Origin of the sequence: Pseudoflavonifractor sp. BSD2780061688st1 E11, from assembly GCF_005844125.1 — a bacterium.
Lineage (GTDB): Bacteria > Bacillota > Clostridia > Lachnospirales > Lachnospiraceae > Sellimonas > Sellimonas catena.
In genome coordinates, this window is sequence record NZ_SPHM01000011.1 from 19,486 (window position 1) to 35,650 (window position 16,165).

The window sequence follows — 16,165 nt, forward strand, 5'->3', positions numbered from 1 at the left end:
GGAGGAAAGGCAATGGAACAGATGAAAGCAGCCGGATTTCCGGAAGGATTTTTATGGGGCAGCGCATCTGCCGCATACCAGATTGAAGGCGGTTGGAGAGAAGGCGGAAAAGGCGTAACAAACTGGGATACATTCGTACGTATTCCTGGAAAGACATTTAAAGCGACGACAGGCGATGTGGCGGTTGATCATTATCACAGATACAAAGAGGATATTGCATTGATGGCAGAAATGGGACTGAAGACCTACCGCTTTTCCATCTCCTGGGCAAGAATCTACCCGGAAGGAAAAGGGAAAGTTAATGAGGAAGGCGTTGCCTTTTACCAGAATATCATTGATGAATGTCTGAAATACCGGATCGAACCAATGGTGACGATCTACCACTGGGATCTTCCTCAGGCACTTGTGGACGCTTATCAGGGATGGGAAAGCCCGCAGATTATCGATGACTTTGTCAATTATGCAAAGACACTGTTCACACGATTTGGAGATAAAGTGAAATACTGGATTACACTGAATGAGCAGAATATTTTCACTTCCCTTGGATGGCTCACTGCACAGCATCCGCCTGGAAAATTTGATGACCAGAAAATGTTTTATCAGGTGAATCACCATGCTTTTATGGCTCATGCAAAAACTGTGCTTGCCTACCGGGAGATGGGCGGAAAAGGCGAGATCGGTGCAAGTTTTGCATATACCCCGTCCTATGCACTGGACTGTAAACCCATCAATGCCATGGCAAAAGCAAATTACGATGATCTGAAAAATTACTGGTGGATGGATGTTTATGCATATGGACGTTATCCGATTGCTGCTCTTACTTATTTAAAAAAGAAAGGATTCGCACCGGACATGGCTGAAGGCGATGAGGAGATCTTAAGAAAGGCGGCTAAAGAGATCACCTTCATGGGCGTAAATTACTATCAGAGCTGTGTCTGTGAATACAATCCGATAGACGGTGTAACACCGTACGGAACGATGAATACAAGCGGTGTCAAAGGATCTGCTCAGGAAGTGGGAATTCAGGGAATCTATAAGAATCCTGCAAATCCATATCTTCTGACAACCGACTGGGACTGGAGCATTGATCCATCGGGACTGTGGTTCTGCTGCCGTGAAATTACAAGCCGCTATGGACTTCCGATTATCATTTCCGAAAACGGACTTGGCGCATTTGACAAGAAAACAGAAGAAAATGAGATTCACGATGAGTACCGGATCTGCTATCTGAAAGAGCATATCAAGGCGCTGGGAGAAGCGATCGAAGAAGGATGTCAGGTCCTTGCATACTGCACCTGGTCCTTCACCGACCTCTTAAGCTGGCTGAACGGATATCAGAAGAGATATGGATTCGTCTATGTGGACCGGGAAGAAGAGGAAGGCGGTACCTTAAACCGCTATAAAAAAGACAGTTTCTACTGGTACCAGAATGTAATCCGGACGAACGGAGTGGAGCTCTTTAAAGAGTAACGCTTTTGGTGTTCTGAAAGTGCTTTCAGGACATCCCCATGATTGACTTTTATATATGACAAGATTATAATAATATCAGCTAGATAAAAACATATTGAAAGTGGGGTATTAGCAATGGATCAAGCAAAATTAGGAAGAATCTTAACAAAGATGGAAGAGCAGGGAATGCCGCAGATGATCATTTCCGATCCTCCGACAATTTATTACTTAACAGGTAAGTGGATTCATCCGGGCGAAAGAATGTTAGCTCTTTACCTGAATGTAAACGGAAATCACAAACTTGTAATTAATAAGTTATTCCCACAGGAAAAAGATCTTGGTGTTGAGCTTGTTTGGTATGATGATGTAGAGGATGCAGTTGAAATCTTAAGCCAGTTTGTTGAAAAAGACAAACCGATCGGAATTGATAAAGTATGGCCTGCAAGATTCCTTCTCAGACTTCAGGAATTAGGCGCAGGAAGCAAATTCCTTAACGGTTCTATGATCGTTGACTATGTAAGAATGGTAAAAGACGAGCATGAGCAGCAGCTGATGAGAGAAGCTTCCCTTGCAAACGACAAGATTATGGAAGAGCTGATTCCGCTTGTAGTAAAAGGATACACAGAAAACGAACTGAATGCAAAAGTTCGCGAAATGTATGCGGCTACAGGTCATTCAGGAGTTTCCTTTGACCCGATCACAGCATATGGAAAATCCGGTGCAGATCCGCATCATGTAACAGATGATACAAAAGGAAAACGTGGAGACAGCGTTGTACTTGATATCGGCGGTATCTTAAATGATTACTGCTCAGATATGACAAGAACAGTCTTCATCGGAGAAGTATCTGATAAAGCAAGAGAAGTATACGAGATCGTAAAAGAAGCTCAGCAGAGAGGTATCGATGCTGTAAAACCGGGCGCAAGAATGTGTGACGTTGACCTTGCCTGCCGTAACTACATCACAGAAAAAGGATATGGCGAATACTTCACACACAGAACAGGACATTCCATCGGTATGGAAGACCATGAATACGGCGATGTTTCTTCTGTAAACGAAGACATCATCCAGGTTGGACAGGTATTCTCCATCGAACCGGGTATCTACCTGATGGACGAAGGAATCGGTGTTCGTATCGAAGACCTTGTTATCGTAACAGAGGACGGATGCGAAGTACTGAACCACTTCACAAAAGATCTGATCGTAGTTCCGGAAGAATAAGAAAAGCAAATGAAATCCCTCGGATGAAAGTCCGGGGGATTTTTATTCTAAAATTGCAGTTTCCGTTTGACAACAGGAAAAAACAGTGATTAGATAGGAGTATGAAATTATGAGAAGAAAGGAAGAAAGAGTATGATCAGCAGATATACATATGGAAGCTGCATTGAAACCGGTGCGGTGCCGGAAAAGCCAGAGATCGAGGCGGGAGCGCTTCCTTTTTTTGTGGTAGATGAAGAACAGATGACTTTGACATACCGGATGGCGGAACACGACCGGGTATACGGACTGGGGGAAAATCTGCGCGGAATCAACAAGCGTGGATGGATCTATGAAAGCAAATGTACGGATGACCCGAATCATATGGAAGAAAAGCGTTCTCTTTATGCTGCCCATAACTTTTTTGTAGTGGACGGTTCGGAGACGTTTGGCGTTTTCGTGGACTATCCGGGAATTGTAAGTTTTGATATTGGATATACGAAGATGGAGGAACTGAAAATTCAGGCATCGGACTGGAATCTGGATGTTTACGTGATTACAGGCATGGATGTGAAAGATATTGTAAAGCAGTTCCGGAAAATGATCGGACGCAGTTACATTCCGCCGCTGTGGGCATTTGGATATGGACAGAGCCGCTGGGGATACCGGAGTGAGGATGATGTCCGGGAAGTGGTGAAAGCGTACCGGGATCTTCAGATTCCGTTGGACAGCGTATATCTGGATATCGATTATATGGAGCGGTATAAGGATTTTACCCTCAATCAGGAAACATTTCCGGATTTTCCAGACTTTGTAGAAGAAATGAAGAAGGAAAACATTCACCTGGTACCGATTATCGATGCCGGCGTGAAGGAAGAAAAGGGATATCCGGTATATGAAGAGGGAATCGAGAAGGGATACTTCTGCAAAAAAGAAGACGGGACTCCGTTTGTGGCAGCAGTCTGGCCGGGCAGAGCCTTATTCCCGGATATGCTCAATACCGAGGCGCGTAACTGGTTTGGAGATCAGTACCGTTTTCTTCTGGATCAGGGGATCGAGGGCTTCTGGAACGACATGAATGAGCCGTCCATCTTTTATACGGAGGACAGCCTGAAGGCGGTCATGGAAAAAATCGATACCTATAAAGGAAAAAATCTGGATCTGGACAGTTTCTCTGAATTCCAGGGGCTTGTGGGAGGCCTTTCCAACAATCCGGAAGACTATAAAGCATTTTACCATGATATGGACGGTGTCCGGGTGCGCCATGACCGGGTGCACAACCTGTTTGGATACAATATGACAAAGGCGGCAGGAGAAGCGTTTGAACGTCTGGAACCGGACAAGAGAATTCTCATGTTTTCTCGTTCTTCCTATATCGGTATGCACCGGTATGGCGGAATCTGGCAGGGTGACAACAAGTCCTGGTGGTTCCACCTGCTTTTAAATATCAAGATGATGCCGTCTTTGAATATGTGCGGTTTCCTCTATACAGGAGCGGATCTGGGCGGATTCGGCGCAGATACGACAGAGGAACTTCTGATGCGCTGGCTGGAGTTCGGCATTTTCACGCCGCTCATGCGGAACCATTCCGCCGCGGGAACAAGGGAGCAGGAAGTCTACCGGTTTGGAAATACAGCAGGATTCCGGCATGTGATCGGACTGAGATACCGGCTTATCCCGTATCTTTACAGTGAATATATGAAAGCGGCGCTCCGCGGCGAAATGATGTTCCGCCCGCTGGCCTTTGATTATCCGGACGATAAGTATGCCGCTCAGGTGGAGGATCAGCTGCTTCTTGGCAATGAGCTGATGCTTGCCCCGGTCTATGAGCAGAACGCGAGAGGGCGTTATGTTTACCTGCCTGAGACGATGAAGATGGTACGCTTTAAGGAGGACGGAACGATGGAGACAGAGATCCGTCCGGCAGGACATCAGTACATCGATGTGGAACTGACAGATGTTGTATTTTTCATGCGTCCGGATACGCTGATTCCGCTGGCAAAACCGGCACAGTGTACGCAGGACATTGATTTTGAGCATCTGGAGCTTTTGAAATTTGTGCAAAATGAGATGGCATCTTATGAATATTATCATGATGACGGATACAGCAAGGATTATGAAAATCCGGAACATCTCTCTCTTCTTTTTTCAACGACAGAAGAATAAAATGGAGTGAAAAAATGACCAAAAAAGAGCTGACATTAGAAGTAATTGAAAGATTGAGAAAAGAATATCCGGACGCGGACTGCACGCTGGATTACAATGAGGCGTGGAAGCTTCTGATCAGTGTCCGGCTGGCGGCACAGTGCACCGATGCGAGAGTCAATGTGGTGGTGCAGGATCTGTATGCCCAATATCCGGATATCAACGCAGTGGCGGATGCACCTGTGGAAAAGATTGAAGAAATTGTGCGTCCGTGTGGATTAGGAAAGAGTAAGGCAAGAGATATCAGCGCCTGTATGAAGATCCTGAGAGACGAGTACGGCGGACAGGTTCCGGACGATTTTGACGCCCTGTTGAAACTCCCGGGTGTCGGCAGAAAAAGTGCAAACCTGATTATGGGAGACGTCTTCGGAAAACCTGCCATTGTGACCGACACGCATTGTATTCGTCTGGTAAACAGAATCGGTATTGTGGATGGCATCAAGGAGCCGAAAAAAGTAGAGATGGAGCTCTGGAAACTGGTGCCGCCGGAAGAGGGGAGCAGTTTCTGCCACCGTCTTGTTTACCATGGGCGGGATGTCTGTACAGCAAGAACAAAGCCGTACTGTGACAAATGCTGTTTAAGTGATCTGTGCGGAAAAAACGGGGTTGACAATTAATAAGGAGGAAAATGCGATTGACCTATCAATATACCTTTATTCAGTGGCTGCTGTTTTTCTTCATTTACTGTTTTCTCGGATGGGTATGGGAGAGCTGCTATGTTTCCATAAAGAAGAGGGAATGGATTAACAGAGGATTCCTGCACGGACCGATGCTGCCCATTTATGGAAGCGGTGCGATTATCGTGCTTTTATGTACAATTGGAGTAAGAGATCAGGTGATTCTGATATTTATTTTCGGAATGACAGGGGCAACCATTCTGGAATACGTGACAGGGGCCTGCATGGAGCGGCTTTTCCGGGTACGGTACTGGGACTACAGCCATATGCCGCTGAATCTGAAGGGCTATATCTGTCTCCCGGTTTCGCTTGGCTGGGGTGTGTTTTCTGTGCTTCTTGTGCGGGTGATCCATGTACCGATCGAAAATGCTGTCCTTCAGATTCCGGAACGGATTGCAGAAGCGGTAACTGTCCTTTGCTCCTCTGCGTTTGCTGCAGACTTTACCCTGTCATTCGGCGAGGCAATGGATCTGAGGGATATGCTGATCCGGTTAAGTGACAGCAATGAAAAAATCCAAAGACTGCAGAAGCGTCTCGAAGTTGTTTCCGCATTTGCGGAGGATGGACTGATGCAGTATCAGATGAAACGGGAAGAACGAAAGATGTCCCGGAAAGAATTCCTGGAAGGAATGATCGAACGGCAGAGAGAAAACCGTCGTATGATGCTTGTGGAGCTTATTGACAGAGTCAACGAGTCCATAGATGCCGGTCTGGAGAAGCGGGAAGAGCTTCAGAAAATTAAAACACAGATCGAGCAGGAATTTAAGAACATCGGCTCTTTGACGAACCGGGCGGCAAGACGTTCCGCAAGACTGCTGCACCGAAATCCGAATACGGTATCGAAGAGATATGCCGAAGCGTTAAAGCAGGTACAGGAAATGCTGAAGAAAAAGAAATAGGAATGAGGAAAAAACAACATGAAAAAAGAAAAGCTTTTGACCAACGGATGGGTGGTGGCCATCGGGGCCATCATCAGCTGTGCGTTGTGGGGAAGTGCTTTTCCGTGCATTAAAATCGGATATAAGCTGTTGAATATCGCCGCGGATGATGTCAGCACACAGATTTTATTTGCGGGGGTGAGATTTACACTTGCCGGCGTGCTGAGCATTGTATTTGAAAGCATCATAGAAAGAAGAGTACTGCTTCCGAAAAACAGTTCCATTGGAAATATTCTGAAGCTGTGTATGATGCAGACGGTCATCCAGTACCTCTTCTTCTATGTCGGACTGGCACACTCAAGCGGGGTGACCGGATCGATCATCACGGGAACAAACAGTCTTCTTACGATTCTGATTGCCTGCTTCATCTTCCGCCAGGAAAAAATGACGCTTCCGACCATGATCGGGTGTGTGATCGGTCTTGCCGGTGTCGTTGTAGCAAATCTTGGAGGGGGTTCCATCGGAACACAGATGCACCTTAATGGAGAGGGATTTGTCTTTATTGCGGCATTATTTTATGCGATCTCATCTATCTATCTGAAGAAATATTCGCAGCAGGATGATCCGGTCATGTTAAGCGGCTATCAGTTCCTTGTGGGAGGACTGATCCTTTCCGTGCTTGGATTTGCAACAGGCGGACGGTTGTCAGGATTTACCTTACAGTCATCCCTTCTGCTTTTGTATCTCGGATTTTTATCCGCCATGGCTTATGCGCTCTGGGGTATTCTTCTGAAATACAATCCGGTGTCCCGCGTAGCGATTTACGGCTTCACCAATCCGGTAATCGGGGTACTCTTATCAGCGTTGCTTCTTGGAGAAGGTGGCCAGGCATTTTCCGCAAAAAATCTGCTGGCACTGTTGCTGGTATGTACGGGAATTATTGTCGTGAACCTGTGGAAAAAGAAAGCAGGGGAACAAAAGGTGCCTCAGGCAGAATAAAATAAAGAAACTTTATTAAATCGGGAATGGTTTATTGGAATCATTCCCGATTTTTATGTTCAGAAGGCGGAAGGGGAGAGGGTGCCGCTTGAGCGATACTGGCTTGGAGTGCATCCTTCCCATTTTTTGAAGGTATTACAAAAACTGGTTTCGCTCTGAAATCCTGTACGAAACGCAATTTCTTTTATGGAAGTGCCGGAAGATTTTAAAAGAAATTTTGCTGCGGAAATCCGGGTGGCGATCAGATAATGGTGGGGTGTCATCCCGGTTTCTTTTGCGAAGATCCTTGTGAAATGGTATGGACTGACATTCGCCTGTTTTGCAAGTGTAGTCAGCGTGAGGGATTCATGAAAGTGTTCATTTATATAGGTGATGGTATCCGTAATAGAGGAAGTGCGAAGGGCGCTTCTCTTTTTGCTCTGCCCGGAAAAGAGAAGACTGTTTAAAATACGGGTAATATAATCGGAGAGAGCATGTTCTTCCAGCGGAGAAGAAGTGCGGAATATTTCATAAATCCGGGAGAGCAGGCCGCCTGGAACTTCCGGATGCGCAGGGGCAATAACAGGACCGCATTCAGACAGAATTTCATCATGGTAAGCGCGGGCGAGAGGACCGTCAAAATGCAGCCAGACAGCCTCCCAGGAATCCTCACTGCCATAGCTGTGAGGGTGGTAGCAGTCCAGCAGAACAAACTGTCCGGCTGAGGCGGTATAGGATTGTGAGCCAGCCGAAACAGTGCAGGTTCCTTTTGAAATATACATGATCAGAAAATTGTCAAAATGATTTCTTTCTATGAAATAACCCGGCTCATAGATAAAATATCCGGTCAGGAGCGGATAGAGGTAGAGCTTTCGGGCAAGGGCGCTTGGGGTGTAGACATAGTAGTCTGACTGAGGTGAAACTTTGAATTCGGTAGAACGCATATGATACCTCCATTTCTTTTAATGCTATTGTAAAGCAATTATCTGTAAAACGCAAAAGAAACAGCAATTTTTTTAAATAGATGAACAAGAAACAATAATGATTTCGCGGAAAATGCATATTACAATATGCTTAAAATAATAAATGCAGACGAGGAGTATCAATATGGAGAAAGTAAAGATCTGGGAAGAAGAGGTAGTCATTCCTACTTACGAGATTGGGGAACCGGATAAAAACCCGATGTTTCTGGAAAAGAGAGTCTATCAGGGCAGCAGTGGAAAGGTGTATCCTTATCCGACGATAGAAAAGATTAGTCAGGAAAAGACAGATAAAGTTTACAAGGCAGTATTTCTTGAGAATCAGTATATTAAGGTGATGATTCTTCCGGAACTTGGCGGACGGATCCAGAGGGCCTATGATAAGACGAACGAATATGATTTTGTATATTATAACCGTGTCATTAAGCCGGCGCTGGTCGGACTTCTGGGACCATGGATATCCGGAGGAATTGAATTCAACTGGCCGCAGCATCACCGGCCGACGACATTCATGCCGGTAGATTATCTGATTCAGGAACATGAAGATGGAAGTAAGACGCTTCTTGTCAATGATGTGGATCAGATGTATGGGACAAAAGGAATTGCAGGATTTACGCTGTATCCGGATAAGGCGTACATTGAAATCAGAGGACAGCTTTACAATCGGACTGCGCTGCCGCAGACCTTTCTGTGGTGGGCAAATCCGGCCGTTGCGGTTAACGACTACACGCAGTCAATCTTTCCGCCGGATGTCCATTCGGTAATGGATCATGGAAAAAGAGATGTTTCCCGTTTCCCGATTGCCAACGGGGTGTATTATAAACACGATTACAGTGAGGGAGTTGACATTTCACGATATAAAAATATTCCTGTGCCAACTTCTTATATGGCGGAAAAGTCTGACTATGATTTCGTGGGAGGCTATGATTATCAGAAAGAGGCTGGAATTCTGCATGTGGCAGACCACCACATTTCGCCGGGCAAGAAGCAGTGGACCTGGGGATGCGGGGAATTCGGAAAAGCATGGGACCGGAATCTGACGGACGAGGATGGACCGTATATTGAGCTGATGACGGGAGTATATACGGACAATCAGCCGGATTTTACATGGTTAAAGCCGTTTGAAGAGAAGACCTTCTGCCAGTATTTCATGCCGTACAAAAAGGTCGGACCGGTAAAAAATGCGTCGATTCATGCAGCTTTAAATATGGAAGTACGAAAAGAGGGCCTGTATGTCTGCGTATATGGTACACAGCCATATGATGACGCGGAAATTGTGGTGACAAAACAAGGAGAAAGAATCTATTCGGAACGTTGTATGATCTCGCCGGTAGATATTTATGAGAAGGTGCTGGACATTACGGTGGAAAAAGAATCAGATCTCAAAGTACAGGTATTTTCAGGAGAAGAGCTGCTTGTTGAGTACCGGCCGGAAGATGCTGGAATTCCGGAGCTTGCAAAGCCGGCGGAGGCGGCAAAAGATCCGGAAGAGATTATGACAAATGAGGAACTGTTCCTCACCGGACAGCACATTGAGCAGTACCGGCATGCGACGTATCTGCCGGATCCATACTATCTGGAAGGATTAAAAAGGGATCCGGGTGATATACGAATCAATAACGCATATGGACTTCTGCTGATGCGAAGAGGATGTTTTGAGGAGGCTGAATCCTGTTTCCGGAAGGCGTTGCAGAGGTTGACCTGGAAAAATCCGAATCCATATGACAGTGAGCCGTACTATAATCTGGGACTGGCATTGTTTTATCAGGGGAAAATGGAAAAAGCTTTTGACGCATTTTATAAGGCAACCTGGTCAAATGAACAGCAGGAAATGTCCTTTTATTATCTGGCGGCGATTGAGTCGGGAAGAGGGCATTATGAGGCTGCGTTGGAGTTCGTCAACAAGGGGCTGGTGAAAAATGTGCATAATATCAAAGCAAGAGGTCTGAAAGCAGTGATATTGCGAAAGCTTGGGAAACAGGAAGAAGCAAAGCGGCAGATCGAAGAAAATCTGAAGGTGGATCCGTTCGACTTTGTGTCTATGTTTGAGAATGCTTTATTGGAAAAGGACAGTCCGGATGCACTCGCTGAGATGAATAAGCGGATGAGAAACTTTGGGGAATCCTATTTGCAGGCAGCCAGAGACTATGCAGAATCCGGAAATTATGAGGAAGCGGTTGCGATTCTGGCACAATGTACGGAAGAAAAGCCGATGCTTTACTATTACAAAGGGTATTATCTGCACTGCATGGGCAGTACCACGGAAGCGAAAGCGGTTTATGAAACAGCTGAAACGTGCAGTCCGCTTTACTGTTTCCCGAACAAGCTGGAAGATATTGCAGTATTGAAGGATGCGATCGCAGCCTGCAGTGATGGAGCAAAAGCATACTATTATCTGGGAAATCTTTATTATGACAAGCTGCAGTTTGATCGGGCTGTTGCTTTATGGGAGGAATCAGAAAAGCGGGATGACAGTTTCCCGACGGTTCATAGAAATCTGGCGATTGCTTATTATAATAAGAAAAAGGATCCGGCGAGAGCACAGGAAGAGCTGGAGCGGGCATATGAACTGGACGAGACAGATGCACGGGTGTTCCTGGAACTGGATCAGTTATATAAAAAGCTGGAAGTCCCGTTTGAACAGCGGATCCAGAATTATGAAAAGCATCCGGAAGTCATAGAAGAAAGAGATGACGTACGGATTAAATATATTACATTACAAAATCTGCTCGGAAACTACAAGAAAGCATATGAATCAATTATGTCCCACACATTTCGTCCATGGGAAGGAGCAGAAGGAAAAATTACGACTCAGTATAAGATTGCACTTCTTGAGATGGCAAAAGAATGTATTGATGTAAAAGAATACGGACAGGCAAAGGACTATCTTGAGAAGGCGCTCAGGTATCCTGAAAATCTTGGAGAAGGACGTCTGGAGGGAACGAAAGATAATCATATTTACTATTATCTGGGAATTTGCAATAAGGCGCTTGGAAAAGAGCAGGAGGCGCACGGATACTTTGAACGGGCTTCTCTGGGAGACATCGAACCTGCCGGAGTAATGTATTACTATGATCAGCCGGCGGATATGATTTTGTATCAAGGACTGGCAAAACGGGAGCTGGGTAAGGAAAAGGAAGCCAGATCACGGTTCTTTAAGCTGCTTGATTACGGGGAACAACATCTGAATGATGAAATGCGGATTGAGTATTTTGCGGTTTCCCTTCCGGATTTTCTGATTTTTGAAGATGACCTGAACAGGAAAAACAAGGCTCACTGCTGGTATTTAATGGGGCTTTCTTCTCTGGGACTGGGCGAGCTTCAAAAGGCAGAAGGATTTTTTGACAAGGCGCTGTCATACGATGCCAATCATCAAAATGCGCTTATATACCGGAAAATGACCTTGAAATAGAAGGAGGAGAAGAATGAAAACATTACAGTCTGTTCAAAGAGAAACATTTTTACCATATGGAGAGGTCCTGGAATTTCCGGCCGGCATAGAAGAAACATTCTGTATTATTACTACAGAAGAGAAGGAACCATGGAGGCTTGCCGTGTTCCGGTATACAAACAAAGAAATCCAACGGATGGAGTGTCACCCGACATCCCGGGAAAGTTTTGAACCGCTGCATGGGCTGACAGTTCTTGTGGTAGCAACGCATGAAAATCCGGAAGAATACGAAGCATTTATACTGGACAAGCCGGTATGCCTGAAGAAAGGGATCTGGCATCAGGTGCTGGCACTGACAGAGGAAGCACAGGTTAAGATTGTGGAGAATCTGGAAGTACAGTCCGAATTTTATGATCTGGAAAAAGCGATCCACGTTTTGGTAGGATAGATACCGCAAAGAAAACAGACACAGTGGAAAAGGCGTTGTAATCATGGACAGGAGTCTGTAATTACAGCGTCTTTTTGATAAATACCATGTATTTGACAGCCCCGAAGAGAAAGCGGATTCATGACCGATTGAACAGGAAACATAAAATTCTTAAATTATTAAAAAAGTATAAACACATGCTTGACAAAGGAAGTTAGTGGTAGTAAACTTGATAACAGTTAGAAAATGCTAACCATTTTCCGGAAGGAAAAAGATTCTAATAAGCGGAGGGGATTCTATGCAGCCATTGATTTTTTTACAGCAGGGTGATAAGGCCTGGATTAAACGCGTGGGCGGAGCTGAGGAAACAAAACGCTTTCTTGCGGGACTCGGATTTGTTGAAAACGCGGAAGTCAGTGTGATTTCCAAATTGAACGGGAACCTGATTGTAAATATCAAGGATTCCAGAGTCGCGATCAATGAAGAAATGGCCAAACGCATAATGGTATAGTCTGACGGAAAACACCGGCTGTTTTTAACCTATAGGAAGGAGAAGAAATATGACATTAAAAGACGCTGAAGTTGGTTCAACAGTAGTAGTAACCAGAATTGAAGGAGACGGGGCGTATAAGCGCCGGATCATGGATATGGGAATTACAAAAGGGAGCGAAATTTATATCAGAAAAGTAGCGCCTCTTGGAGACCCGGTAGAAATTACCGTGAGGGGATACGAACTCTCTGTAAGAAAAAATGATGCAGAGTGTGTACAGGTTAAGTAAAACTAACAATATTTTTTTAAACATGAGTTAACATAAACTAACTTGAGGAGGTAGGATTTATGGCAGTAAAAATTGCGCTCGCCGGAAACCCGAACTGTGGTAAGACGACGATGTTCAATGCCTTGACGGGAGCGAATCAATACGTTGGGAACTGGCCTGGCGTTACCGTTGAGAAAAAAGAAGGAAAGGTGAAAAGCAGAAAAGGGAAGGAGGAAGTGATCGTAACAGACCTTCCTGGAATCTATTCTCTTTCACCATATACACTGGAGGAAGTTGTCAGCCGTGATTATCTTCTGAATGAAGATCCGGATGTCATTATTGATCTGGTAGACGCGACAAACATTGAGAGAAACCTGTATCTGACAACACAGCTCATCGAGACAGGAATTCCGGTTGTAATCGCGTTAAACATGAGCGATCTTCTGGCAAAGAACAATATTAAAATCGACGTAAAAAGACTGAGCATGCTGATTGGCTGCCCGATTATTGAAACATCCGCCTTAAAAGGCACAGGATTGAATGAAGTGATTGACGAAGCCGTGAAAGTTGCGAAAAAGTCCGAACACAAGCTTCCGGGAGAAATCTTTGAAGAAGATATTGAAAAAGCGGTTTCTGACGTGCAGGGAATGCTGCCGGATTCTATCAGTGAAAACAAGAAAAGATGGTATGCGGTGAAACTTCTGGAGCGCGACAGCAAAGTCAAAGAAAACAAGAAGTTTCCACATGCAGTATTAAATCAGGCAGAGACAGAGGCAAAAGAACTGGAAAAAGTACACGATGATGATATGGAAAGTATCATTACCGATGGACGCTATAATTACATACAGAAGCTTGTAGCATCTACTGTGAAAAAGGCAAAAGGACAGCTTACCGTCTCTGACAAGATCGACCGGATTGTGACAAACCGTATTCTCGGTATTCCGATTTTCCTTATAGTTATGGCGGTTGTGTACTACATTTCCGTTACGACAATCGGTACGATTGTAACAGACTGGACGAATGACGTTTTTGTAGTGGCAATTCAGGATGCGGTTTCATCCGGGCTTGGCGCGATCGGCGCAGGGGATCTTGTGACAGGGCTTGTTGTAGACGGCATTATCGGCGGTGTCGGCGCGGTACTCGGATTTGTACCGCAGATGGCAATTCTCTTCCTGTTCCTGTCTCTCCTTGAGGACTGCGGATACATGGTTCGTATCGCATTCGTTATGGACCGTATTTTCCGTCACTTCGGACTTTCAGGAAAGAGCTTTATTCCGCTTCTGATCTCTTCGGGATGCGGTATCCCGGGAATCATGGCCTCCAAGACCATCGAGCAGGATAATGACAGACGACTTACTATTATGACAGCAACCTTCATCCCATGCGGAGCAAAACTTCCGGTTATTGCCCTTATGGGAGGCGTTATGGCAAGCTATGCGACAGGAAGCTATGTGGCAGGCGGATTTGTTGCTCCGCTGATGTACTTCATCGGAATTCTGGCGGTACTTGTATCCGCAATCATTTTAAAGAAGACAAAACCATTTTCCGGAAAGCCGGCTCCGTTCGTAATGGAGCTTCCACAGTACCACATTCCGTCTGCAAAGACAGTACTGATGCATGTATGGGAAAGACTGAAAGGCTTCATTATTAAAGCCGGAACGATTCTCTTCCTCGCATGTGTAGTGATGTGGTTCCTCGGAGGATTCGGATTTGCAGACGGAGGATTCGGAATGGTAGAGGACAGCAACAATAGTCTCCTTGCGGTAATCGGCGGCGTGATCGCTCCGCTTTTTGCACCACTCGGCTTTGGGGAATGGCAGCCGGTGGCAGCATCCCTGTCCGGATTCACAGCAAAAGAAGCGATCGTATCCACGATGGGTGTTCTTGCGAACGTAGCAGGGGATACCGAAGATGCAGTTAACGTTGCACAGGGCGTGGCAGCATGGTTCCCGACAACCATCGCGGCATTCTCTTTCCTGCTGTTCAACCTGCTTGACTCTCCGTGCCTTGCAGCGATTGCCACAATGGCGCAGCAGATGCAGTCCAGAAAATGGTTCTGGTTTGCAATCGCATTCCAGAATATATTCGCATACCTTGTATGCTTAAGCGTATACCAGATCGGAAGCTTTGTAATGGGTGGAGCATTCGGAATCGGAACAGCAGCCGGATTTATCGTAGCAATCATTTTCCTGGTTTTACTGTTCAGACCGGATCCGTACAAAAACCAGAAAGTCTATACCAAAACTTCTGTTCAGGCAGCAAGATAAGAGGTATAATAAAGAAAGCTGGCTATGATTTACCATGGCCGGCTTTCATGAACATTTCAAGAAATTATTATTAAACAATTCAGAAAGAACATACAAACACATATGAATAGAAGGAGGGAACAAAACCATGATAGCAGGTATTGCCGATATCATTATCCTTGCACTGGTGATTGGATATTGCGGATACATTATTTACAGAAAACATCAGGATAAAAAGAGCGGGAAAGGAGGCTGCGCAGGATGCAGCGGCTGCTCCGGTTCCTGCGCGGGCTGCAGCGCTTCCCTCTATCAGAAAAAGAAATAAACAGCCGAATGAAAACAGCCCGATTGTTCAGGAAAGAAGGTAGAAAAATGGGCGATACAAACTCCATGCTCTATGCCATCGGCGCATTCATTCTCATCTATCTCATTGCGATGGGAATTTACCAGCTGGTTCTCTGGATCAGAAAAAAACGGAAAAACCGATAGAACAGACAGCAGATTACAGATATTCAGTACGGATATTTAAAGTTATTACGGAGATTTTTTCCCAAAATGTAAAAGAAGAAATAAAGGAGTAAAAATATGGTAGACATCATTATCTTACTCATCGTATTAGTTATCATCATCTTCGCAGTCAAAGGAACCATTAAACACTTCAAAGGCGAAGGAGCCTGCTGCGGAGGAGGAAGCAAAGGACTGATCAAAACCGAAGAAAAGAAACTGCAGCATCCAAAAATCGGAGAAAAAACAGTAAAAATCTCCGGCATGCACTGCGAACACTGCGCAGAAAACGTGACCAGATCTATCAACAGAATCGACGGCGCAGCCGCCAAAGTAAGCTTCAAAAAATCACAGGCCATCGTATCCTACGACCGCCAGATCTCAGACGACGACATCCGGAACGCCGTCAAAAAAGCAGGCTACGAAGTAGTAGAAATTATATAATTTTTCATTAACGGGGACGTGTTCCGATGCA

At 45.3% G+C, this 16,165-nt stretch carries 14 protein-coding genes; 13 read left to right on the forward strand and 1 reads right to left on the reverse strand.

Annotation, left to right across the window (positions count from 1 at the left end):
• The first annotated feature begins 12 nt into the window (after window positions 1-12).
• From FGQ85_RS06745 to FGQ85_RS06770, 6 genes are all read left to right on the forward strand, one after another.
• Window positions 13-1,470, forward strand: a complete 1,458-nt coding sequence (locus tag FGQ85_RS06745; RefSeq protein WP_138373007.1) for a glycoside hydrolase family 1 protein — start codon at window positions 13-15, stop codon at window positions 1,468-1,470.
• A 114-nt stretch (window positions 1,471-1,584) separates the two neighbouring features.
• Window positions 1,585-2,670: a Xaa-Pro peptidase family protein gene (locus tag FGQ85_RS06750; protein ID WP_087166789.1), complete on the forward strand. Its 1,086-nt coding sequence runs from the start codon at window positions 1,585-1,587 to the stop codon at window positions 2,668-2,670.
• A 132-nt stretch (window positions 2,671-2,802) separates the two neighbouring features.
• Window positions 2,803-4,812, forward strand: coding sequence for a TIM-barrel domain-containing protein (locus FGQ85_RS06755; protein ID WP_138373008.1), 2,010 nt, complete (start codon window positions 2,803-2,805; stop codon window positions 4,810-4,812).
• Between the two features lie 14 nt (window positions 4,813-4,826).
• A complete protein-coding gene (gene nth, locus FGQ85_RS06760; protein ID WP_087166795.1) occupies window positions 4,827-5,468 on the forward strand; it encodes an endonuclease III in 642 nt (213 codons plus the stop codon).
• 17 nt (window positions 5,469-5,485) lie between these two features.
• Window positions 5,486-6,427 carry a putative ABC transporter permease gene (locus tag FGQ85_RS06765; RefSeq protein ID WP_243128497.1) on the forward strand — a complete coding sequence of 314 codons (942 nt, stop codon included), beginning with the start codon at window positions 5,486-5,488 and terminating at the stop codon, window positions 6,425-6,427.
• 18 nt (window positions 6,428-6,445) lie between these two features.
• Entirely contained in the window at window positions 6,446-7,405 is a 960-nt protein-coding gene (locus FGQ85_RS06770) for a DMT family transporter (RefSeq protein ID WP_138373010.1), read from the forward strand.
• A gap of 59 nt (window positions 7,406-7,464) precedes the next feature.
• On the opposite strand, the gene FGQ85_RS06775 is transcribed toward FGQ85_RS06770, so the two are convergent.
• Complete coding sequence (locus FGQ85_RS06775; RefSeq protein ID WP_138373011.1) at window positions 7,465-8,328, reverse strand: AraC family transcriptional regulator; 864 nt, start codon at window positions 8,326-8,328, stop codon at window positions 7,465-7,467.
• Between the two features lie 163 nt (window positions 8,329-8,491).
• On the opposite strand from FGQ85_RS06775, the gene FGQ85_RS06780 reads away from it, so the two are divergent.
• The 7 genes from FGQ85_RS06780 to FGQ85_RS06810 all read left to right on the forward strand — a co-directional run bounded on the left by FGQ85_RS06780 (window position 8,492) and on the right by FGQ85_RS06810 (window position 16,134).
• Entirely contained in the window at window positions 8,492-11,776 is a 3,285-nt protein-coding gene (locus FGQ85_RS06780) for a DUF5107 domain-containing protein (RefSeq protein ID WP_138373012.1), read from the forward strand.
• Window positions 11,777-11,789: 13 nt separating this feature from the next.
• Window positions 11,790-12,203 carry an ureidoglycolate lyase gene (locus FGQ85_RS06785; RefSeq protein WP_138373013.1) on the forward strand — a complete coding sequence of 138 codons (414 nt, stop codon included), beginning with the start codon at window positions 11,790-11,792 and terminating at the stop codon, window positions 12,201-12,203.
• A 277-nt stretch (window positions 12,204-12,480) separates the two neighbouring features.
• The gene (locus FGQ85_RS06790; RefSeq protein ID WP_138373014.1) at window positions 12,481-12,693 is read left to right on the forward strand and encodes a FeoA family protein; all 213 of its coding nucleotides are present in this window, start codon (window positions 12,481-12,483) and stop codon (window positions 12,691-12,693) included.
• Between the two features lie 49 nt (window positions 12,694-12,742).
• On the forward strand, window positions 12,743-12,961 hold the full coding sequence (locus FGQ85_RS06795; protein ID WP_087252235.1) for a ferrous iron transport protein A: 219 nt from the start codon (window positions 12,743-12,745) through the stop codon (window positions 12,959-12,961).
• A gap of 59 nt (window positions 12,962-13,020) precedes the next feature.
• The gene (feoB, locus tag FGQ85_RS06800; RefSeq protein ID WP_138373015.1) at window positions 13,021-15,207 is read left to right on the forward strand and encodes a ferrous iron transport protein B; all 2,187 of its coding nucleotides are present in this window, start codon (window positions 13,021-13,023) and stop codon (window positions 15,205-15,207) included.
• 127 nt (window positions 15,208-15,334) lie between these two features.
• The gene (locus FGQ85_RS06805) at window positions 15,335-15,511 is read left to right on the forward strand and encodes a FeoB-associated Cys-rich membrane protein (protein WP_138373016.1); all 177 of its coding nucleotides are present in this window, start codon (window positions 15,335-15,337) and stop codon (window positions 15,509-15,511) included.
• 260 nt (window positions 15,512-15,771) lie between these two features.
• Window positions 15,772-16,134, forward strand: coding sequence for a heavy-metal-associated domain-containing protein (locus FGQ85_RS06810; protein WP_087166805.1), 363 nt, complete (start codon window positions 15,772-15,774; stop codon window positions 16,132-16,134).
• Window positions 16,135-16,165: the final 31 nt, after the last annotated feature.